Annotated in this window: 16 protein-coding genes; 10 read left to right on the top strand and 6 right to left on the bottom strand. The window is 60.6% G+C overall.

Annotated elements, in window-relative coordinates:
• Positions 1–48: 48 nt before the first annotated feature.
• The 3 genes from prpC to GXB78_RS07405 form a co-directional block, all read right to left on the bottom strand.
• Positions 49–1,176, bottom strand: coding sequence for a bifunctional 2-methylcitrate synthase/citrate synthase (prpC, locus tag GXB78_RS07395; protein ID WP_329514926.1), 1,128 nt, complete (start codon positions 1,174–1,176; stop codon positions 49–51).
• A 146-nt stretch (positions 1,177–1,322) separates the two neighbouring features.
• A complete protein-coding gene (gene prpB, locus GXB78_RS07400) occupies positions 1,323–2,213 on the bottom strand; it encodes a methylisocitrate lyase (RefSeq protein ID WP_042608455.1) in 891 nt (296 codons plus the stop codon).
• Positions 2,210–2,932 (bottom strand): GntR family transcriptional regulator, encoded by a 723-nt coding sequence (locus tag GXB78_RS07405; protein WP_177318503.1) that lies wholly within the window; start codon positions 2,930–2,932, stop codon positions 2,210–2,212. Before GXB78_RS07405 ends, prpB begins: the two co-directional genes overlap by 4 nt.
• 403 nt (positions 2,933–3,335) lie before the next feature.
• On the opposite strand from GXB78_RS07405, the gene rloA reads away from it, so the two are divergent.
• From rloA to pabB, 5 genes are all read left to right on the top strand, one after another.
• Positions 3,336–3,872: a retropepsin-like aspartic peptidase RloA gene (rloA, locus tag GXB78_RS07410; RefSeq protein WP_041479149.1), complete on the top strand. Its 537-nt coding sequence runs from the start codon at positions 3,336–3,338 to the stop codon at positions 3,870–3,872.
• A 5-nt stretch (positions 3,873–3,877) separates the two neighbouring features.
• Positions 3,878–5,413: an osmotic stress tolerance membrane protein RloB gene (gene rloB, locus GXB78_RS07415; RefSeq protein WP_329514927.1), complete on the top strand. Its 1,536-nt coding sequence runs from the start codon at positions 3,878–3,880 to the stop codon at positions 5,411–5,413.
• Entirely contained in the window at positions 5,413–6,399 is a 987-nt protein-coding gene (locus GXB78_RS07420) for an alpha-L-glutamate ligase-like protein (protein WP_329514928.1), read from the top strand. Before rloB ends, GXB78_RS07420 begins: the two co-directional genes overlap by 1 nt.
• 122 nt (positions 6,400–6,521) lie before the next feature.
• Positions 6,522–6,659, top strand: coding sequence for a hypothetical protein (locus GXB78_RS07425; RefSeq protein ID WP_329514929.1), 138 nt, complete (start codon positions 6,522–6,524; stop codon positions 6,657–6,659).
• 161 nt (positions 6,660–6,820) lie between these two features.
• Positions 6,821–8,164 (top strand): aminodeoxychorismate synthase component I, encoded by a 1,344-nt coding sequence (gene pabB / locus GXB78_RS07430; protein WP_329514930.1) that lies wholly within the window; start codon positions 6,821–6,823, stop codon positions 8,162–8,164.
• 115 nt (positions 8,165–8,279) lie between these two features.
• Here pabB and thrH read toward each other — a convergent pair whose 3' ends face one another.
• Positions 8,280–8,897: a bifunctional phosphoserine phosphatase/homoserine phosphotransferase ThrH gene (thrH, locus tag GXB78_RS07435; protein ID WP_329514931.1), complete on the bottom strand. Its 618-nt coding sequence runs from the start codon at positions 8,895–8,897 to the stop codon at positions 8,280–8,282.
• Between the two features lie 164 nt (positions 8,898–9,061).
• On the opposite strand from thrH, the gene GXB78_RS07440 reads away from it, so the two are divergent.
• The 3 genes from GXB78_RS07440 (at position 9,062) to GXB78_RS07450 (ending at position 12,699) form a co-directional block, all read left to right on the top strand.
• Positions 9,062–9,802, top strand: coding sequence for a phosphoadenylyl-sulfate reductase (locus tag GXB78_RS07440; protein ID WP_243241704.1), 741 nt, complete (start codon positions 9,062–9,064; stop codon positions 9,800–9,802).
• A 575-nt stretch (positions 9,803–10,377) separates the two neighbouring features.
• Positions 10,378–11,916, top strand: coding sequence for an NCS1 family nucleobase:cation symporter-1 (locus GXB78_RS07445; RefSeq protein WP_329514932.1), 1,539 nt, complete (start codon positions 10,378–10,380; stop codon positions 11,914–11,916).
• Between the two features lie 54 nt (positions 11,917–11,970).
• Complete coding sequence (locus tag GXB78_RS07450) at positions 11,971–12,699, top strand: aspartate/glutamate racemase family protein (protein ID WP_329514933.1); 729 nt, start codon at positions 11,971–11,973, stop codon at positions 12,697–12,699.
• Between the two features lie 111 nt (positions 12,700–12,810).
• Here the strand turns inward: GXB78_RS07450 and GXB78_RS07455 are convergent, their stop codons facing one another.
• The gene (locus GXB78_RS07455) at positions 12,811–13,734 is read right to left on the bottom strand and encodes a LysR family transcriptional regulator (protein ID WP_329514934.1); all 924 of its coding nucleotides are present in this window, start codon (positions 13,732–13,734) and stop codon (positions 12,811–12,813) included.
• A 125-nt stretch (positions 13,735–13,859) separates the two neighbouring features.
• On the opposite strand from GXB78_RS07455, the gene GXB78_RS07460 reads away from it, so the two are divergent.
• Positions 13,860–14,606, top strand: coding sequence for a 3-oxoacyl-ACP reductase family protein (locus GXB78_RS07460; protein WP_329514935.1), 747 nt, complete (start codon positions 13,860–13,862; stop codon positions 14,604–14,606).
• 63 nt (positions 14,607–14,669) lie between these two features.
• Here GXB78_RS07460 and GXB78_RS07465 read toward each other — a convergent pair whose 3' ends face one another.
• The gene (locus tag GXB78_RS07465) at positions 14,670–15,365 is read right to left on the bottom strand and encodes an HAD-IA family hydrolase (RefSeq protein WP_329514936.1); all 696 of its coding nucleotides are present in this window, start codon (positions 15,363–15,365) and stop codon (positions 14,670–14,672) included.
• Between the two features lie 239 nt (positions 15,366–15,604).
• On the opposite strand from GXB78_RS07465, the gene GXB78_RS07470 reads away from it, so the two are divergent.
• Positions 15,605–17,104: DUF6531 domain-containing protein (locus GXB78_RS07470; protein WP_329514937.1), on the top strand; the 1,500-nt coding region annotated here is incomplete at its 3' end.

Below are 17,104 nucleotides of genomic sequence, written 5' to 3' on the forward strand. Positions count from 1 at the left end.
TCGGCAGCTCCTACATGGGGTCTGCGGTGTGCTCGGTCAGCCCACCATTCAGCGACGTTCGATTGGCACGAACTTGCGCTGTTCGACGCCGGTGTACTCGGCGCTTGGACGGATGATGCGGTTGTTGGCGCGTTGTTCGAACACGTGGGCAGCCCAGCCGGTCAGGCGCGAGCAGACGAAGATCGGTGTGAACAGCTTGGTCGGGATGCCCATGAAGTGATACGCCGAGGCATGGTAGAAGTCGGCGTTGGGGAACAGTTTCTTCTGCTCCCACATGGTCTTGTCGATGGCTTCCGATACCGGGAACAGCACCTTGTCGCCGACCTCGTCAGCGAGCTTTTTCGCCCAGCCCTTGATCACCTCGTTGCGCGGATCGCTGTCCTTATAGATCGCGTGGCCGAAGCCCATGATCTTGTCCTTGCGCTCGAGCATACCGAGGGTGCCCTTGATCGCCTCTTCGGGCGAGGCGAAGCGCTCGATCATTTCCATCGCCGCTTCGTTGGCGCCGCCGTGCAACGGGCCGCGCAGCGAACCGATCGCCGCCGTGACGCACGAGTACAGATCGGACAAAGTCGAGGCGCAAACGCGCGCGGTGAAGGTCGAGGCGTTGAATTCGTGCTCGGCGTAGAGGATCAGCGACACGTTCATGACTTTGACGTGCAGTTCGCTCGGTTTCTTGCCGTGCAGCAAATGCAGGAAGTGGCCGCCGATGGTCGGCTCGGCGCTGACGCAGTCGATGCGCTTGCCGTCGTGGCTGAAGCGATACCAGTAGCACATGATCGCCGGGAACGCGGCGAGCAGGCGGTCGGTCTTGTCGCGTTGCTCGGAGAAATCTTTCTCCGGCTCGATGTTGCCGAGGAACGAGCAACCGGTGCGCATGACGTCCATCGGATGCGCGTCAGCGGGAATGCGCTCAAGCACTTCTTTGAGCGCTGGCGGCAGGTCGCGCAGCTTGCTCAGTTTGCTTTGATAGTCGGCCAGTTGCGCTTTTGTCGGCAGCTCGCCGTAAAGCAGCAGATAAGCGACTTCTTCAAATTGCGCGTCGGCGGCCAGTTCACGCACGTCGTAGCCGCGATAAGTCAGCCCGGCACCGGCCTGGCCCACGGTGGACAGTGCGGTTTGCCCGGCAACCTGACCCCGGAGCCCGGCGCCACTGAGTACTTTTGCTTCGGCCATTGCTGTCTCCAATTTTTGAATTTGTTAGGGAATCTGCAATTACGGTGTTGTTCGCAAAAGATCGCAGCCTTCGGCAGCTCCTACATCGACCGCGTTCCTGTAGGAGCTGTCGAGTGAAACGAGGCTGCGATCTTTTGATATTTCAATCATTTTTTCGCAGCAAACAACGCATCGAGCTTCTGCTCGAACGTGTGGTAATCGATACGATCGTAGAGCTCCATGCGAGTCTGCATGGTGTCGATGACATTCTGTTGCGTGCCGTCGCGGCGGATCGCGGTGTAGACGTTTTCCGCGGCCTTGTTCATCGCGCGGAACGCCGACAGCGGGTACAGCACCAGCGACACGTCAGCCCCGGCCAGTTGTTCGGTGGTGTACAGCGGCGTGGCGCCGAACTCGGTGATATTGGCCAGGATCGGCGCTTTCACGCGGTTGGCGAACAGCTTGTACATGTCCAGCTCGGTAATCGCCTCAGGGAAAATCATGTCAGCGCCGGCCTCGATGCACGCCGCTGCCCGATCAAGTGCCGATTCCAGCCCTTCCACCGCCAGCGCATCGGTACGCGCCATGATCACGAAGCTGTCGTCGGTGCGCGCATCGACAGCGGCTTTGATGCGATCAACCATTTCCTGCTGGCTGACGATTTCTTTATTGGGGCGATGGCCGCAACGCTTGGCGCCGACCTGATCCTCGATGTGAATCGCCGCCGCGCCGAACTTGATCATCGATTTGACCGTGCGCGCGACGTTGAATGCCGACGAACCGAAACCGGTATCCACGTCCACCAGCAGCGGCAGGTCGCAAACATCGGTGATCCGCCGCACGTCGGTCAGCACATCATCCAGCCCGGTGATGCCGAGGTCCGGCACGCCGAGAGAGCCTGCGGCCACGCCGCCACCGGACAGGTAGATCGCCTTGAAACCGGCGCGCTTGGCCAGCAGCGCGTGGTTGGCGTTGATTGCGCCGACCACTTGCAAAGGATGCTCGCTGGCGACCGCATCGCGGAAGCGCTGGCCCGGCGTATTCAGGTTGGAACTCATGCGTCACCTCGTTCAGTGGCTGTCTTGTTGTGGGCGCCGTCCTCGTAGTGACGGGCGATGTTGCGTTTCGAGGCGCCGATGTGGCGGCGCATCAACAATTCCGCGAGCTCGCCGTCACGGTCGGCGATGGCATCGAGAATGCGGTGGTGTTCGGCGAAGGCCTGGTGCGGGCGGTTCGGCGTGGTGGAAAACTGGATGCGGTACATGCGCACCAGTTGATACAGCTCCCCGCAGAGCATCTGCGTCAGCGTGCGATTGCCGCTGCCCTGGATGATCCGGTAGTGAAAGTCGAAATCGCCTTCCTGCTGGTAATAACCGACGCCGGCCTGAAACGCCGCGTCGCGCTCGTGGGTTTCCAGGACCCGGCGCAACTCGTCGATTTCCGCGACGCTCATGCGCTCGGCGGCGAGGCGGCAGGCCATGCCTTCGAGGGACTCACGGATTTCGTAGAGTTCGATCAGTTCGGCATGGCTGAGCGAGACCACCCGCGCACCGACGTGCGGCACACGCACCAGCAGGCGCTGGCCTTCCAGACGATGGATCGCCTCACGCAACGGTCCCCGGCTGATGCCGTAGGTGCGCGCCAGTTCCGGTTCGGAAATCTTGCTGCCCGGGGCGATCTCGCCCTTGACGATGGCGGCCTGAATGCGTCGGAAAACGTTTTCCGACAGCGTCTCGGAATCGTCGCCGCTGATGACCGGGGGATCGAGTTGATCCAGCATGATTGTCGACACCTTCAAATCCAATGCGGCAAAAACTAGCTAATAAGGCCGCATCAGTCAAAGGATAAATAGGTATTGTCGACAATCGTCTAATAACCTCAGCTAATCGATCATTTATTACTGTGGGAGCGAGCCTGCTCGCGAAGGCGGCATGTCAGTCGGCATCTGCATCGAATGACACAGCGCTTTCGCGAGCAGGCTCGCTCCCACGGGGTAATCTGCTCATGGGCCATGCTCCGCCCTCCAGGCGCTGGCGCCATAAAACCACCGTGCTAGAATGCCGCCCGCATTTGCGGGTCTTTGTACGGCTTGCCATAAAAAGCTGCCAGGCACACGCAGGGGCTTGCGCACGGTTGTGCGGGCACCTGAACCGATAACGGAACGCTGCGCACCAGGATTTATGAGACTCAAGCCTTTCCCCACCTTTTTTGCTCTGTTTTGCCTGCCCGGCCTCGCCGCCGCGGGGGAAAAAACCGTGTACGGCCTCAACGAATACGCTTCGCTTGACGGCATCAATCTCGAAGTCGCGGCCAAACTCGACACCGGGGCAAAAACCGCCTCGCTGAGCGCCCGCGACATCAAACGCTTCAAACGCAACGGTGAATCCTGGGTACGTTTCTACCTGGCGATCGATACCGCGCATTCGCACCCGATCGAACGGCCGCTGGCGCGGGTCAGCAAGATCAAGCGCCGCGCCGGCGATTACGATCCGGAAGAAGGCAAGCAGTACACCGCCCGTCCGGTGATCGAGCTGGATATCTGCATGGGTTCGGCATTGCGCAGCATCGAAGTGAACCTCACCGACCGAAGTGCGTTCCAATACCCGCTTTTGATCGGCTCCGAGGCGCTGAAACGCTTCGACGCGCTGGTCGACCCCAGTCTTAAATACGCTGCCGGCAAACCTGCCTGCACCATCGCCGCTCATACCGCCGAGTAATTTCCATGCGTTCTCTAACCTTCCACCTGAAAATCCTGATCGCCGTGCTGGTGCTGCTGGGCGTTTCGGTTACGGCCTATCAGATTTTCGTGCTCGGCATCCCGGTGACCGAAGACGCCACCGACGACCTGTGGAACATCGATGCCAAGGTCGAATTCGTCGCCAGCACCAAGGATCCGGTAAAGATCCAGATGTTCGTGCCGCCGTTGAGCCGCGATTACGTCAGCCTCAACGAAAGCTTCATCTCCAATAACTACGGCGTCGCGGTCAACCGCGTCGACGGCAACCGCAAGGTGACCTGGTCGGCCCGCCGCGCCAAGGGCAACCAGACTCTGTATTACCGCCTGGTGCTGACCAAGCGCTACACCGCTGAGAAATCCAAGGTCAAAGGCCCGACTTTCCGTGACAGCATGGTCATCGAAGGCCCGGAAAAGATCGCCGCCGAAGCCCTGCTCGCACCGATCCGCCAACACTCGGCCGACGTCGAAACCTTTATTGGCGAGGCGATCAAGCGGGTCAACAACCTCAACGACGACAATGTGAAGTTGCTGCTGGCCGGCGATCCGTCGACCTCGCACAAAGCCAAGATCGTCGAACTGCTGCTGTCCATCGCCCACGTCCCGGTGGAAAAAGTCCACACCATCCGCCTCGTCGCCGATCAGCCACAGACCCCCGAACTGTGGCTGCGCAGCTTCAACGGCAACGACTGGCTGTACTTCAACCCGGAAACCGGCGAGCAAGGCCTGCCGACCGACCGCCTGCTGTGGTGGACCGGCGACGAAAACCTGATCACCGTCGACGGCGGCAAGAAAGCCAACGTGACCTTCAGCCTGAACAACAGCGAGATGAACGCGATTCGCCTGGCCAAGCTGACCGACGAGAACACCGACGCCAACTTCCTCGATTACTCGCTGTACGGCTTGCCGCTGCAGACCCAGCAGACCTTCATGATCATGGTGATGATCCCGATCGGCGTGCTGGTGATCCTGATCCTGCGCAACCTGGTCGGCCTGCAGACCCTGGGCACGTTCACCCCGGTGCTGATCGCCCTCGCCTTCCGCGAAACGCAGCTGGGCTTCGGCATCCTGCTGTTCACAGTGATCACCGCGCTGGGCCTGTCACTGCGCTCGTATCTCGAACATCTGAAGCTGCAAATGCTGCCGCGCCTGTCGGTGGTGCTGACGTTCGTGGTGGTGTTGATTGCGGCGATCAGTCTGTTCAGCCACAAACTGGGGCTTGAGCGTGGCCTGTCGGTGGCGCTGTTCCCGATGGTGATTCTGACCATGACCATCGAACGCCTGTCGATCACATGGGAAGAACGCGGCGCCAACCACGCGCTGAAAGTCGCGATCGGTACGCTGTTCGCCGCCTCCCTGGCGCACTTGATCATGACCGTGCCGGAGCTGGTGTACTTCGTCTTCACATTCCCGGCGATCCTGCTGATTCTGGTCGGCTTCATGCTGGCGATGGGTCGCTATCGCGGCTACCGCCTGACCGAACTGGTGCGCTTCAAGGCTTTCCTGAAGAAGGCTGACGCCTGATGTTCGGTTTCTGGAAGACCTGGATGGCCCTCGAGGCGCGCGGCATCATGGGCATCAACCGCCGGAACGCGGACTACGTGCTCAAGTACAACAAGCGCAGCCTGTACCCGATCGTCGATGACAAGATCCTCACCAAGGAACGCGCCATCGCCGCCGGCATCCACGTGCCGGAGCTGTACGGGGTGATCTCCACCGAGAAGGAAATCGACAAGCTCGACGAGATCATCGGCGGGCGCAGTGACTTCGTGATCAAACCGGCTCAGGGCGCCGGCGGCGACGGCATCATCGTCATCGCCGACCGCTTCGAGGGCCGTTATCGCACGGTGTCGGGCAAGATCCTCGCCCACGAAGAGCTGGAGCATCACATCTCGAGCATCCTCACCGGCCTGTACTCGCTGGGCGGCCACCGCGACCGCGCGCTGATCGAATACCGCGTGACCCCGGACCAGATCTTCAAGAGCATCAGCTACGAAGGCGTGCCGGACATTCGCATCATCGTGCTGATGGGTTACCCGGTGATGGCGATGTTGCGGCTGCCGACACGTCAGTCCGGCGGCAAGGCCAACCTGCACCAGGGCGCGATCGGCGTTGGCGTCGATCTGGCCACCGGCCTTACGCTGCGCGGCACCTGGCTGAACAACATCATCACCAAACACCCCGACACCACCAACGCGGTGGACGGCGTGCAACTGCCCTACTGGGACGGTTTCATGAAACTCGCCGCCGGCTGCTATGAGCTGTGCGGGCTGGGTTACATCGGCGTGGACATGGTGCTCGATCAGGAAAAAGGTCCGCTGATTCTCGAGCTGAATGCGCGGCCGGGGCTGAATATCCAGATCGCCAACGATTGCGGACTGACCTTGCGCACCCACGCGGTTGAAGCGCGGCTGGAAGAGCTGAAGGCGCGTGGCGTGACGGAGTCGGTTGAGGAGCGGGTGGCGTTTACCCAGGAAATGTTTGGGCATATTCCTGCGGTCGAGGGCTGACAAGCCTAAAAGCGAAAAGCCCCTCACCCTAGCCCTCTCCCGGAGGGAGAGGGGACTGACCGTGGTGGATGCGAGAGCTACGCCGACCTGAAATATCCGGTCGAACTCAGGCCTTTAAAAGCATGAACATCGGCTCCATTGCCCGAAATGACGAGCGGATCTCGGATCTTGAAAAGCAGAAGATCGGCTCCCTTTCCCAAAATGACGAGCGGATTTGGGATCTTGAAAAGCATGCAGATCGGCTCCCTTTCCCAAAATGACGAGCGGATTTGGGATCTTGAAAAGCATGCAGATCGGCTCCCTTTCCCCCTCGCCCCCTTGGGGGAGAGGGCTGGGGTGAGGGGGTAGGCTTTTGACTTTGATCTGGCCAGCGAGAGGACTACAATCCCCACCCCGCCTCAACGGCCGATCTGCCCCGCCCATGTTGACCTGCTCCGTACATCCGTTGCCCTACCGCGCCAATCCCGCCGACTATTTCGCGGCCATTCGCAACGCCCCCGGCGCCGTGCTGCTCGACAGCGGCCGGCCGAGCGCCGAGCGCGGCCGTTATGACTTGCTCAGCGCCTGGCCGCTGGAGCAACTGGCGGTGCTGCCGGACGAAAGCGGCGCGCATTTTCTCCAGCGCCTGCGCGACAACCTCAGCCGTTTGGGCGAAGCGCAATTGCCTGCCGGGTACGAATTGCCGTTCGCCGGCGGACTGATCGGCTATCTGAGCTACGACTTCGGCCGGCACCTGGAAAACCTGCCAAGCCAGGCGCTGGATGACCTGCAATTGCCCGATGCGCGCTTTGGTCTTTATGACTGGGCATTGATCAGCGATCACCAGGCGCAAACCAGCCAATTGGTCTTTCATCCTTCGCTTGTCGACAGTGAACGGCAGCGATTGGTCGCGCTGTTCACTCAGCCTCAAGTTGACGCACTGGCGCCCTTCAAACTGAACGCTCCGATGGCCGCTGATCTCGCGGCAGACGATTACCGCCAGGCCTTCGAGCGTATTCAGGATTACATCCAGGCCGGCGATTGCTACCAGGTCAACTTCGCGCAACGCTTCCGCGCTGAGTGCCAGGGCGATCCATGGCTGGCCTATTGCGCTTTGCGTCGGGCCTGCCCGACACCGTTCTCCGGTTTCCAGAGCCTGCCCGACGGCGGCGCAGTGCTGAGCCTGTCGCCGGAACGTTTCGTCAGAGTCAGCCAACGCCAGGTCGAAACCCGCCCGATCAAAGGCACCCGCCCCCGTGGCCTGACTCCAGCCGAAGACGCTGCCAACGCCGCCGAACTGTTGGCCAGCCCCAAGGACCGCGCGGAAAACCTGATGATCGTCGACCTGCTGCGCAACGACCTCGGGCGCACCTGCCGCATTGGCTCGGTGCGGGTGCCGGAGTTGTTCAGTCTGGAGAGTTATCCGAATGTGCATCACCTGGTCAGCAGCGTGACCGGTGAACTGGCGGATAATCGCGACGCACTGGATTTGATCGCCGGCAGTTTCCCCGGTGGCTCGATTACCGGCGCGCCGAAGATTCGGGCGATGCAGATCATCGACGAGCTGGAGCCGACCCGGCGCGGACTGTATTGCGGATCGTTGCTGTACCTGGACGTGCGCGGCGAGATGGACAGCTCCGTCGCCATTCGCAGTCTGCTGGTCAAGGATGACCAGGTGTGCTGCTGGGGCGGCGGCGGGATTGTCGCCGATTCGGACTGGCAGGCGGAGTATCAGGAGTCGATGACCAAAGTGCGGATCCTGCTCGATACCCTGCAAAACCTCTGACGAATGATCGTTTGTGGCGAGGGAGCTTGCTCCCGCTGGAGTGCGAAGCGCTCCCAGGATCTTCGCGACTGCTGCGCAGCCGAGCGGGAGCAAGCTCCCTCGCCACAGGTATCGGTTACAGGCTCAAGTCTCGGTTCGAAGCCTTGAGAAATTCCTGCTTCAGCTCTTCAAACGTATGCACCGCCGGGAACTGCGGGAACTCGCGAATCACATTGTCCGGCGCGTGAAACAGAATCCCCGCATCCGCCTCGCCCAACATCGTCGTGTCGTTGTACGAATCGCCCGCCGCAATTACCCGGTAATACAGGCTCTTGAACGCCAGCACCGACTGACGCTTGGGATCTTTCTGACGCAACTGATAGCTGGTCACCCGCCCGGTTTCGTCAGTGATCAGACGATGGCAAAGCAAGGTCGGGAAGCCCAGCTGGCGCATCAGCGGCTGCGAAAACTCATAAAAGGTATCCGAGAGAATCACCACCTGAAAACGCTCGCGCAGCCAATTGACGAACTCCACCGCGCCGTCCAGCGGTTTCAGCGTGGCGATCACTTCCTGAATATCGGAGAGCTTGAGGCCATGCTCATCGAGAATGCGCAGGCGCTGCTTCATCAATACGTCGTAATCGGGAATGTCCCGGGTGGTGGCCTTGAGAGCGTCGATTCCGGTTTTTTCGGCGAAGGCGATCCAGATTTCCGGTACCAGTACCCCTTCAAGATCCAGGCAAGCAATTTCCACAGGACACTCCCGTTTGTAGTGATTATTGGGTCGAGCGAGGCCGAACTCTAGCCTTTGAACATGAGGCGCGCAACGCAGAGGACGCCCCGACCGCGACAGCTTTTTGTTACCATCGGCCCCCTATAGAGCGCCCGAGCGCCACTGACCTGTAGGAAGCCGCCCTGATGAGCCCAACGTTCGACGTCGTGGAACTCGCCACGACCTATGCCAACAAATCCGCGCAGGACATCCTCAAACTCGCGTTTGCCGAGTTCGGCGATGACTTGTGGATATCTTTCAGCGGCGCCGAGGACGTGGTGCTGGTGGACATGGCGTGGAAGCTGAACAAGAACGTAAAAGTGTTCAGCCTCGACACCGGTCGCCTGCATCCGGAGACCTACCGCTTTATTGAGCAGGTGCGCGAGCACTACAAGATCGATATAGAAATCGTCTCGCCGGACTACACGAAACTCGAACCCTTCGTGAAGGAAAAAGGCCTGTTCAGTTTCTACAAGGATGGCCACGGCGAATGCTGCGGCATCCGCAAGATCGAGCCGCTGCGGCGCAAGCTGTCCGACGTCAAGGCCTGGGCCACCGGCCAGCGCCGCGACCAGAGCCCGGGCACCCGCAGCGCGGTAGCGGTGCTGGAAATCGACACGGCGTTCTCGACACCGGAGCGCACCCTGTACAAGTTCAACCCGTTGGCGCAAATGACCAGCGAAGAGATCTGGGGTTATATCCGCATGCTCGAACTGCCCTACAACAGCCTGCACGAACGTGGTTTCATCAGCATCGGCTGCGAACCCTGCACCCGCCCGGTACTGCCGAACCAGCACGAGCGCGAAGGCCGCTGGTGGTGGGAAGAAGCCACGCAGAAAGAATGCGGGCTGCATGCGGGCAATATCATCAGCAAGAGCAAGGCTTGATCATTTGCTGAAATGAATCCCCCTGTGGGAGCGAGCCTGCTCGCGAAAGCGCCGTTCCAGTCAACGTTTCAGTTGCCTGATCCACAGCATTCGCGAGCAGGCTCGCTCCCACATTGGTATGTGCCAGGCGCTCAAAAGGTGTACACAAGGTTGTCACCATCGGTGCCATTTATGTGTGCACTTTCAGTTTTCACGCCCTGAAAAGTTACATTCCCCAGCAGAATCCCATCTGCCTGCCTTTCTGCAAAATCTCTCCCCGGAAAAAAATACCTGTCCAGTCGATCAATTTATATCGCCGTTTTTTCAGCGACTTATGAACCATCGATAACTATTCGAAATGAGCCGCGCTGCCGCTAGTTCTGCATCTGGCACAAATCTGGCTTTATCGCATACATGTTTTGTATACAAAACTGCAGAACATGCACACTTTCGATCCGCAAGCCTGAAGCGCCCTATCCCGTACAGGCTGCAGATGCCCCGTAACCAGTGATGGTTTCACCGCCGCGACGAAGATTTGTCGAGCCTGAGTGCTCATGCACAGTCATCGCGGGAGTGAACGTCAGGAGCCTGCCGGAATGCGTACAAGTCTTTCGAATAACATCGCGCTGAATCTGCCCTCCTCCACGCTCGATCAACCGTTGCCCCATGACGGACTGAGCGAGCCTCTGCAACTGAGCCCGCGCTTGCACAACAGCGATCTGGCGCCGACCAAAGCCGAAGGCCGGCGCTGGGGCCAGTACAGCATCTTCGCCCTGTGGACGAACGATGTGCACAACATCGCCAACTACTCGTTCGCCATCGGCCTGTATGCGTTGGGCCTCGGCGGCTGGCAGATTCTTTTATCGCTGGGGATCGGCGCGGCGCTGGTGTACTTCTTCATGAACCTGTCCGGCTACATGGGGCAGAAAACCGGGGTGCCGTTTCCGGTGATCAGCCGGATCAGTTTCGGCATTCACGGTGCGCAAATTCCTGCATTGATCAGGGCGGTTATCGCCATCGCCTGGTTCGGTATTCAGACGTACCTCGCCTCGGTGGTATTCAGGGTCTTGCTGACTGCCGTGCATCCGGGCTTCGCCGAATACGATCACAACTCGATTCTCGGCCTGTCGAGCCTGGGCTGGGTGTGCTTCGTGGCGATCTGGCTGGTGCAACTGGCGATCCTCGCCTACGGCATGGAGATGGTGCGCCGTTACGAGGCGTTTGCCGGGCCGGTGATTCTGCTGACCGTTGCCGCCCTCGCTGCATGGATGTATTTCCAGGCGAACGCGACCATCGCCTGGTCAATCCGCGAGCCGCTGACCGGTGCCGAGATGTGGCGCAACATTTTTGCCGGCGGCGCGTTGTGGCTGGCGATCTACGGCACGCTGATCCTCAACTTCTGCGACTTCGCCCGTTCTTCGCCGTGCCGCAAAACCATCAAGGTGGGAAATTTCTGGGGTTTGCCGGTGAACATTCTGGTATTCGCCGCGATTACCGTACTGCTGTGTGGCGCGCAGTTCCAGATCAACGGGCGGATAATCGAAAGCCCGACCGAGATCATCGCCTCGATCCCCAACACCCTCTTTCTGGTGCTCGGCTGCCTGGCTTTTCTGATCGTCACCGTCGCGGTGAACATCATGGCCAACTTCGTCGCCCCGGCGTTTGTCCTCAGCAACCTGGCGCCGAAGTACCTGACCTTCCGCCGCGCCGGGCTGATCAGCGCGACCATCGCCGTGTTGATCCTGCCATGGAACCTCTACAACAGCCCGCTGGTGATCGTTTACTTCCTGTCGGGCCTCGGCGCCCTGCTCGGCCCGCTGTACGGGGTGATCATGGTCGATTACTGGCTGATCCGCAAAGGCCGGATCAACGTGCCGCAGCTCTACAGCGAAGACCCCAACGGCGCTTATTACTACAGCCGCGGCATCAATTTCCGCGCGGTGGCGGCGTTTATTCCTGCTGCGCTGATCGCCATCGTCCTGGCGCTGGTGCCCGGTTTCCACAGCGTTTCGCCGTTCTCCTGGCTGATCGGTGCCGGCATCGCCGGCATGCTTTACCTGATCATCGCCAAACGCCAGACGCATTACGCCGAAGTCAGCGGCGAATGCATCGCCGTGGATAACGTCAGCCACTGATCCCTTCGCGGCCCGGTTTTCGGGCCGCACCACTGCCCGCAATAAGGATTTTCCATGCGTATTCTCGTGGTCAACGTCAACACCACCGAATCCATCACCGACGCCATCGCCCGCTCGGCGCAGGCCGTCGCCTCCCCCGGTACCGAAATCGTCGGGCTCACGCCGTACTTCGGCGCCGAATCGATCGAAGGCAATTTCGAAAGCTACCTGGCCGCCATCGCCGTGATGGACCGGGTGATGGCTTACGACCAACCGTTCGATGCAGTGATCCAGGCCGGCTACGGCGAGCATGGCCGCGAAGGCTTGCAGGAATTGCTCAACGTACCGGTGGTGGACATCACCGATGCGGCGGCCAGTACAGCGATGTTTCTCGGCCATGCCTATTCAGTGGTGACCACGCTGGATCGCACCGTGCCGTTGATCGAGGACAGGCTGAAATTGTCCGGCCTGTGGAATCGCTGTGCCTCGGTGCGCGCCAGTGGTCTGGCGGTTCTCGAGCTGGAACATGAACCGCAGCGGGCACTGGAAGCGATCGTGCAGCAGGCGGAATTGGCGGTTACCCAGGACAAGGCCGAGGTGATTTGCCTGGGCTGCGGCGGCATGGCCGGGCTGGACGAGCAGATCCGTCGGCGCACCGGCGTGCCGGTGGTGGACGGGGTCACGGCGGCGGTGACGATTGCCGAATCGCTGGTGCGCTTGAAGTTATCGACGTCCAAGGTGCGGACGTATGCGACGCCACGGCCGAAGAACATTATTGGTTGGCCAGCGCGGTTTGCTCGCTGAGTTACCCATTCGAAACCTTTTCGCGAGCAGGCTCGCTCCCACATTTGGAATGCGTTCCCCTGTGGGAGCGAGCCTGCTCGCGAATGAAAACGACTCGGTCCCAAGCCCTACTCAAATAGCACTAAACCGCCGCCCCAGTCCCTGCTCTGCAAACTGCTCAATCACAAAATCCACAAACGCCCGGGTCTTGCCCGGCAACAATTTGTGCTCGGCGTAATAGATCGAAATGTTGCCGTCATCGATAAACCAGTCCGGCAACACCCGCTGCAACGTCCCCGCCTCCAGATACGGCACCGCAAACGGCATGCTCACCAGCGCAATCCCCAAACCTTGCATCGCCGTCGCGCACGCCGCCTCGGAATCGCTCATGGTCATCCGCGCCCGCAACGTCAGCGGGCTGTGTTGCTGATCTCGGTGGGTGAGTTGCCAGGAGCGCACACGCCCGGTCTGCGGTGAGCGAATCAGGATGCCGTCGTGTTGCTTGAGGTCATCGGGATGGCTGATCGGCGCATGGTTCTGCAGATAATCCTGCGACGCCACCAACACCCGATGCGCCGGCGTCAGTCTGCGCGCAACCACGCCTTGTGGCAGTTCAAAGCCGCCGCCGATCGCCGCGTCGAAACCCTGCGCGATCAGGTCGACCTGACGGTTATCGAAATGCCAGTCCGGGTTGATCGCCGGATAACGCCGCAAAAATTCGCCAAGCAGCGGCACGATATACACACGGCCGAACACCGTGCCCATGCTGACTTTCAGCGTCCCGGCCGGTTGCCCACCAGCGCTGGCCAGATTGGCCACGGCATTCTGGATGGTGGTCAGGCTGGCGCTGACTTCGCTCAAGAACAGCTGACCCGCCTCGGTCAGGGTCAGGCTGCGTGTACTACGCTGGAACAGCCGCACGCCGAGGCGCGCTTCCAGTTTCGCCACGCTCTTGCCCACCGCTGCCGGGGTCAGGCTCAAGCGCCGCGCGGCCTCGGCAAAGCTGCCGACCTCGGCGCTGCGCACAAAGCATTCGATACTGCTGAACGTTTCCATGATCGCCACTATAAACTTCTGGTTTACACAGACTATAGCAATCAGGGTCTACCCGGTTGTCGATGCCACGCCGATACTCGGCACCAACACCAAGGCATTCCGCCTTGAACACTTGGAGATCGCACATGACCACTCAACACCTCAGCGGCAAAGTCGCTCTGATTCAAGGCGGTTCGCGCGGCATCGGCGCGGCCATCGTCAAACGTCTGGCCGCTGAAGGCGCCGCCGTCGCTTTCACCTACGTCAGCTCCGCCGCCAAAGCCGAAGAATTGCAGAACAGCATCACTGGCGACGGCGGCAAGGCCTTGGCGATCAAGGCCGACAGCGCCGATGCCGACGCGATTCGCCAGGCAGTCAGCGCCACGGTCGAAGCGTTTGGGCGCCTGGACATTCTGGTCAACAACGCCGGCGTGCTGGCCATCGCGCCGCTGGAAGATTTCAAACTGGAAGACTTCGATCAAACCCTGGCCATCAACGTGCGCAGCGTGTTCATCGCTTCGCAGGAAGCGGCGAAGCACATGGGCGAAGGCTCGCGGATCATCAACATCGGCAGCACCAACGCCGACCGCATGCCCTTCGGCGGTGGCGGCGTCTACGCGATGAGCAAATCGGCGCTGGTCGGCCTGACCAAAGGTCTGGCCCGCGACCTCGGCCCACGCGGCATCACCATCAACAACGTACAACCTGGCCCGGTCGACACCGACATGAACCCGGCCCATGGCGACTTCGCCGAGAGCCTGATCCCGCTGATGGCCGTGGGTCGTTACGGCACTGCCGATGAAATCGCCAGCTTCGTTGCCTACTTGGCCGGGCCGGAAGCTGGCTACATCACCGGTGCCAGCCTGACCATCGACGGTGGTTTCGGCGCCTGACAGACCGGCAAGAAAAAAACGCCGCCCTTCTTTATATGAAGGGCGGCGTTTTTGTATGGGCGGTCAAGCCAGTTCCAGCGTCGGCAGGCCAAAAGCGCTTGGCCTGAAGTCTTTCAGTGAACGAAGAATGCCGTCAGCGTGGGCATATTTTTCATCGGCCATCGCGGCGTCAGGGATGGCAATTGCAGTCATGCCCGCCGCTTTCGCTGCGGTGACGCCAAACGGCGAGTCCTCGAACACCAGACAATCCCTGGGTGCAACGCCCAGCCGCCGGGCGGCGGTGAGGAAGATGTCCGGCGCCGGTTTGGCCGCGCCGACTTCCGGATCATCCGCTGTGACAATGAAATCGAACAGCGCGAACCAGTCACGGTGCAAGGTGGTCTTCTGCCCGAACGACTGGCGCGACGAACTGGTGCCGACCGCGATCGGAATGTTATGCGCCTTGAGGTGACGCACCAGCGCCTCGGCCCCCGGCATCGCCTGCGCCTTGGGGAAACGCTCGCGCATCAGCGGCTCGCGAATCTCAAGAAACTCTTGCGGGGTAATCGGCAACTCCAGCGCCTGCACCACGTAATTGGCCAGATCATTGGCCCCGCGACCAATGATGTTCTGCTTGACGCTCCAGTCGAACGTCTTCCCGTAGCGCCCGGCAATCAGCGAGGTGACCTCGGTGTAAATGCCCTCGGTGTCGAGCAGCAAACCGTCCATATCGAAAATCACGGCCTTGATCGGGCCGAACGTCTTCAGCGGTGCATTCATCATCGGATCCGTTAACAAAGACATCCCGGGCGACAGGCAAAGTGCCGCAACGCGGATCTGATTAATGGGTTCAGCAGCATAGCGAGGCCGATGGACATTGAGCAACGGGCAATGCCATCGACACCTTTTCGCATTTAGCGAAACCTCCTACAGACACTGCCTACTTCCCCGACTTCTTTCCTTTTTGATCCCCCGCAAAGTCCGCGCTCCCGTTTCTTCATATGCGCGAGCGACTGCGAATGTTTCAACCCGATCGGCTCCTGGCCCTGAACAACAGCATCGGACTGCTGGTAGTGGCCGCCCTGAATCCCAAGCAGCCAGATTTCGAAGCGCTGATCGATGAGTTCCGCCTGTGCCTGAACAACTACGACGCCTGGGCCGAGCAGTTCTGGACCGGGACGGCGCTGGACATCGAGCAGGTGTTCAAAGTCGGCAATGACGTGCAACTGAGCGCGCCGATCACCTCGCGCGCGCCCATCAGTTCATCGGTGGTCATGTGTTCGGCCAGCGGTCCGTTGACCTTGGTGCACATGTTTGAAGCGGCGCGCTTCGTGCCGATCGGCGACACCCCGGTAACCCTCGAACCGCTGCTCAGCGAAGTCGACGGCGTGCAGACCTTCGGCGAACCACTGCGCCACACCATCGGCCCGAGCGGTATCCTTGAGGTGACCGATTGCATGCGCGGCCAGCGCTACCGCGTCACCTTCTTTCCCGATGTATCCACCACCCATGTGCGCGCGCTGTATGCCTCTTATGAAGGCGTCATCGCTGGGCTTGAAGGTTGGCTGCGCGGCGAATGGACAGACCTCCAACCGCAATGGACGGAGTTTTCCAGCGCCGGTTTTCTCGATCGTTACGGTCAGTTGCAACGGGCCGATTGGCGCGGTCTGGAAAAAGCCCTGAACGGCGTCTGGGATGAGATCCAGCAACTGTTCGCGCTCCTCGCCGATCTGCAGGAGCACAGCGAAAAGCTTCTTGAATATTTGAGTGAAGTCGAACTTGAGGCGCTGCTTGCCGCTTCAAATGAAGCGATTGCCAACGCCTTGCTGATGCTCAGCGACGAGCCGTTGCTGTTCATTCATCTGGCGGCGTTCACCAGTTGGTTGAAGATGCTGCCGCCGCAATACCTCGCCGAGGTGGTGGCTGAAGTTCGCACCGAGTTGCTGATCAGTTTCCTGTTGATGCGCGTGGCGGGTGGTGCCGGCGTATCGCTGCGTTTGAGCAGCAAGGTCCTGGCGAAGATCAAGTCGCCGCGGGCGCGGGAATGGCTGGCTGCCTCCGCCTTGCGTCTGGCTGAGCTGACTTCGACGCCGCAACTCACGCAGCACGCGAACACGCTGAAGCCGCTGATGTTTCATGCCCGGGATGTTCAGCTGAAGCCGACACCGTCGATTCCGCTGAACATTCGCCAGGCCGACGCGGTGGTGTTGAGCGTGCCGAATCCGGCGCCACTCGCGCGGGAAAAATCCCGAAACATGGCGCGCCTTGAGCGCCATGAGCCCCACGACGACGTCCCCGACCAGGCGAAAAACCCCAACGGCGATGCTGCCGACTGCGTGCCCAACACCTGCAAGAACGGCTGCCCGGTGTCGATGGTCACCGGCGAAGAACTGCTGACCCTGACCGACGCGGTGCTCGACGGCGTGCTGCCCTTCGAGTTCACCCGCTTGTATCGCAGCAGTGCCGTCGAGATCGACATCGGCCTGGGTTTCGGCTGGAGTCACACCCTGGCCCATCGC

This window comes from Pseudomonas moraviensis subsp. stanleyae (genome assembly GCF_036283065.1).
Lineage (GTDB): Bacteria > Pseudomonadota > Gammaproteobacteria > Pseudomonadales > Pseudomonadaceae > Aquipseudomonas > Aquipseudomonas stanleyae.

Coding starts and splice junctions, on each gene's coding strand:
- prpC (WP_329514926.1), bottom strand. CDS start 1,176: ATGGCCGAAGCAAAAGTACTCAGTGGCGCCGGGCTCCGGGGTCAGGTT.
- prpB (WP_042608455.1), bottom strand. CDS start 2,213: ATGAGTTCCAACCTGAATACGCCGGGCCAGCGCTTCCGCGATGCGGTC.
- rloA (WP_041479149.1), top strand. CDS start 3,336: ATGAGACTCAAGCCTTTCCCCACCTTTTTTGCTCTGTTTTGCCTGCCC.
- rloB (WP_329514927.1), top strand. CDS start 3,878: ATGCGTTCTCTAACCTTCCACCTGAAAATCCTGATCGCCGTGCTGGTG.
- GXB78_RS07420 (WP_329514928.1), top strand. CDS start 5,413: ATGTTCGGTTTCTGGAAGACCTGGATGGCCCTCGAGGCGCGCGGCATC.
- GXB78_RS07425 (WP_329514929.1), top strand. CDS start 6,522: ATGAACATCGGCTCCATTGCCCGAAATGACGAGCGGATCTCGGATCTT.
- pabB (WP_329514930.1), top strand. CDS start 6,821: ATGTTGACCTGCTCCGTACATCCGTTGCCCTACCGCGCCAATCCCGCC.
- GXB78_RS07440 (WP_243241704.1), top strand. CDS start 9,062: ATGAGCCCAACGTTCGACGTCGTGGAACTCGCCACGACCTATGCCAAC.
- GXB78_RS07445 (WP_329514932.1), top strand. CDS start 10,378: ATGCGTACAAGTCTTTCGAATAACATCGCGCTGAATCTGCCCTCCTCC.
- GXB78_RS07450 (WP_329514933.1), top strand. CDS start 11,971: ATGCGTATTCTCGTGGTCAACGTCAACACCACCGAATCCATCACCGAC.
- GXB78_RS07455 (WP_329514934.1), bottom strand. CDS start 13,734: ATGGAAACGTTCAGCAGTATCGAATGCTTTGTGCGCAGCGCCGAGGTC.
- GXB78_RS07460 (WP_329514935.1), top strand. CDS start 13,860: ATGACCACTCAACACCTCAGCGGCAAAGTCGCTCTGATTCAAGGCGGT.
- GXB78_RS07465 (WP_329514936.1), bottom strand. CDS start 15,365: ATGAATGCACCGCTGAAGACGTTCGGCCCGATCAAGGCCGTGATTTTC.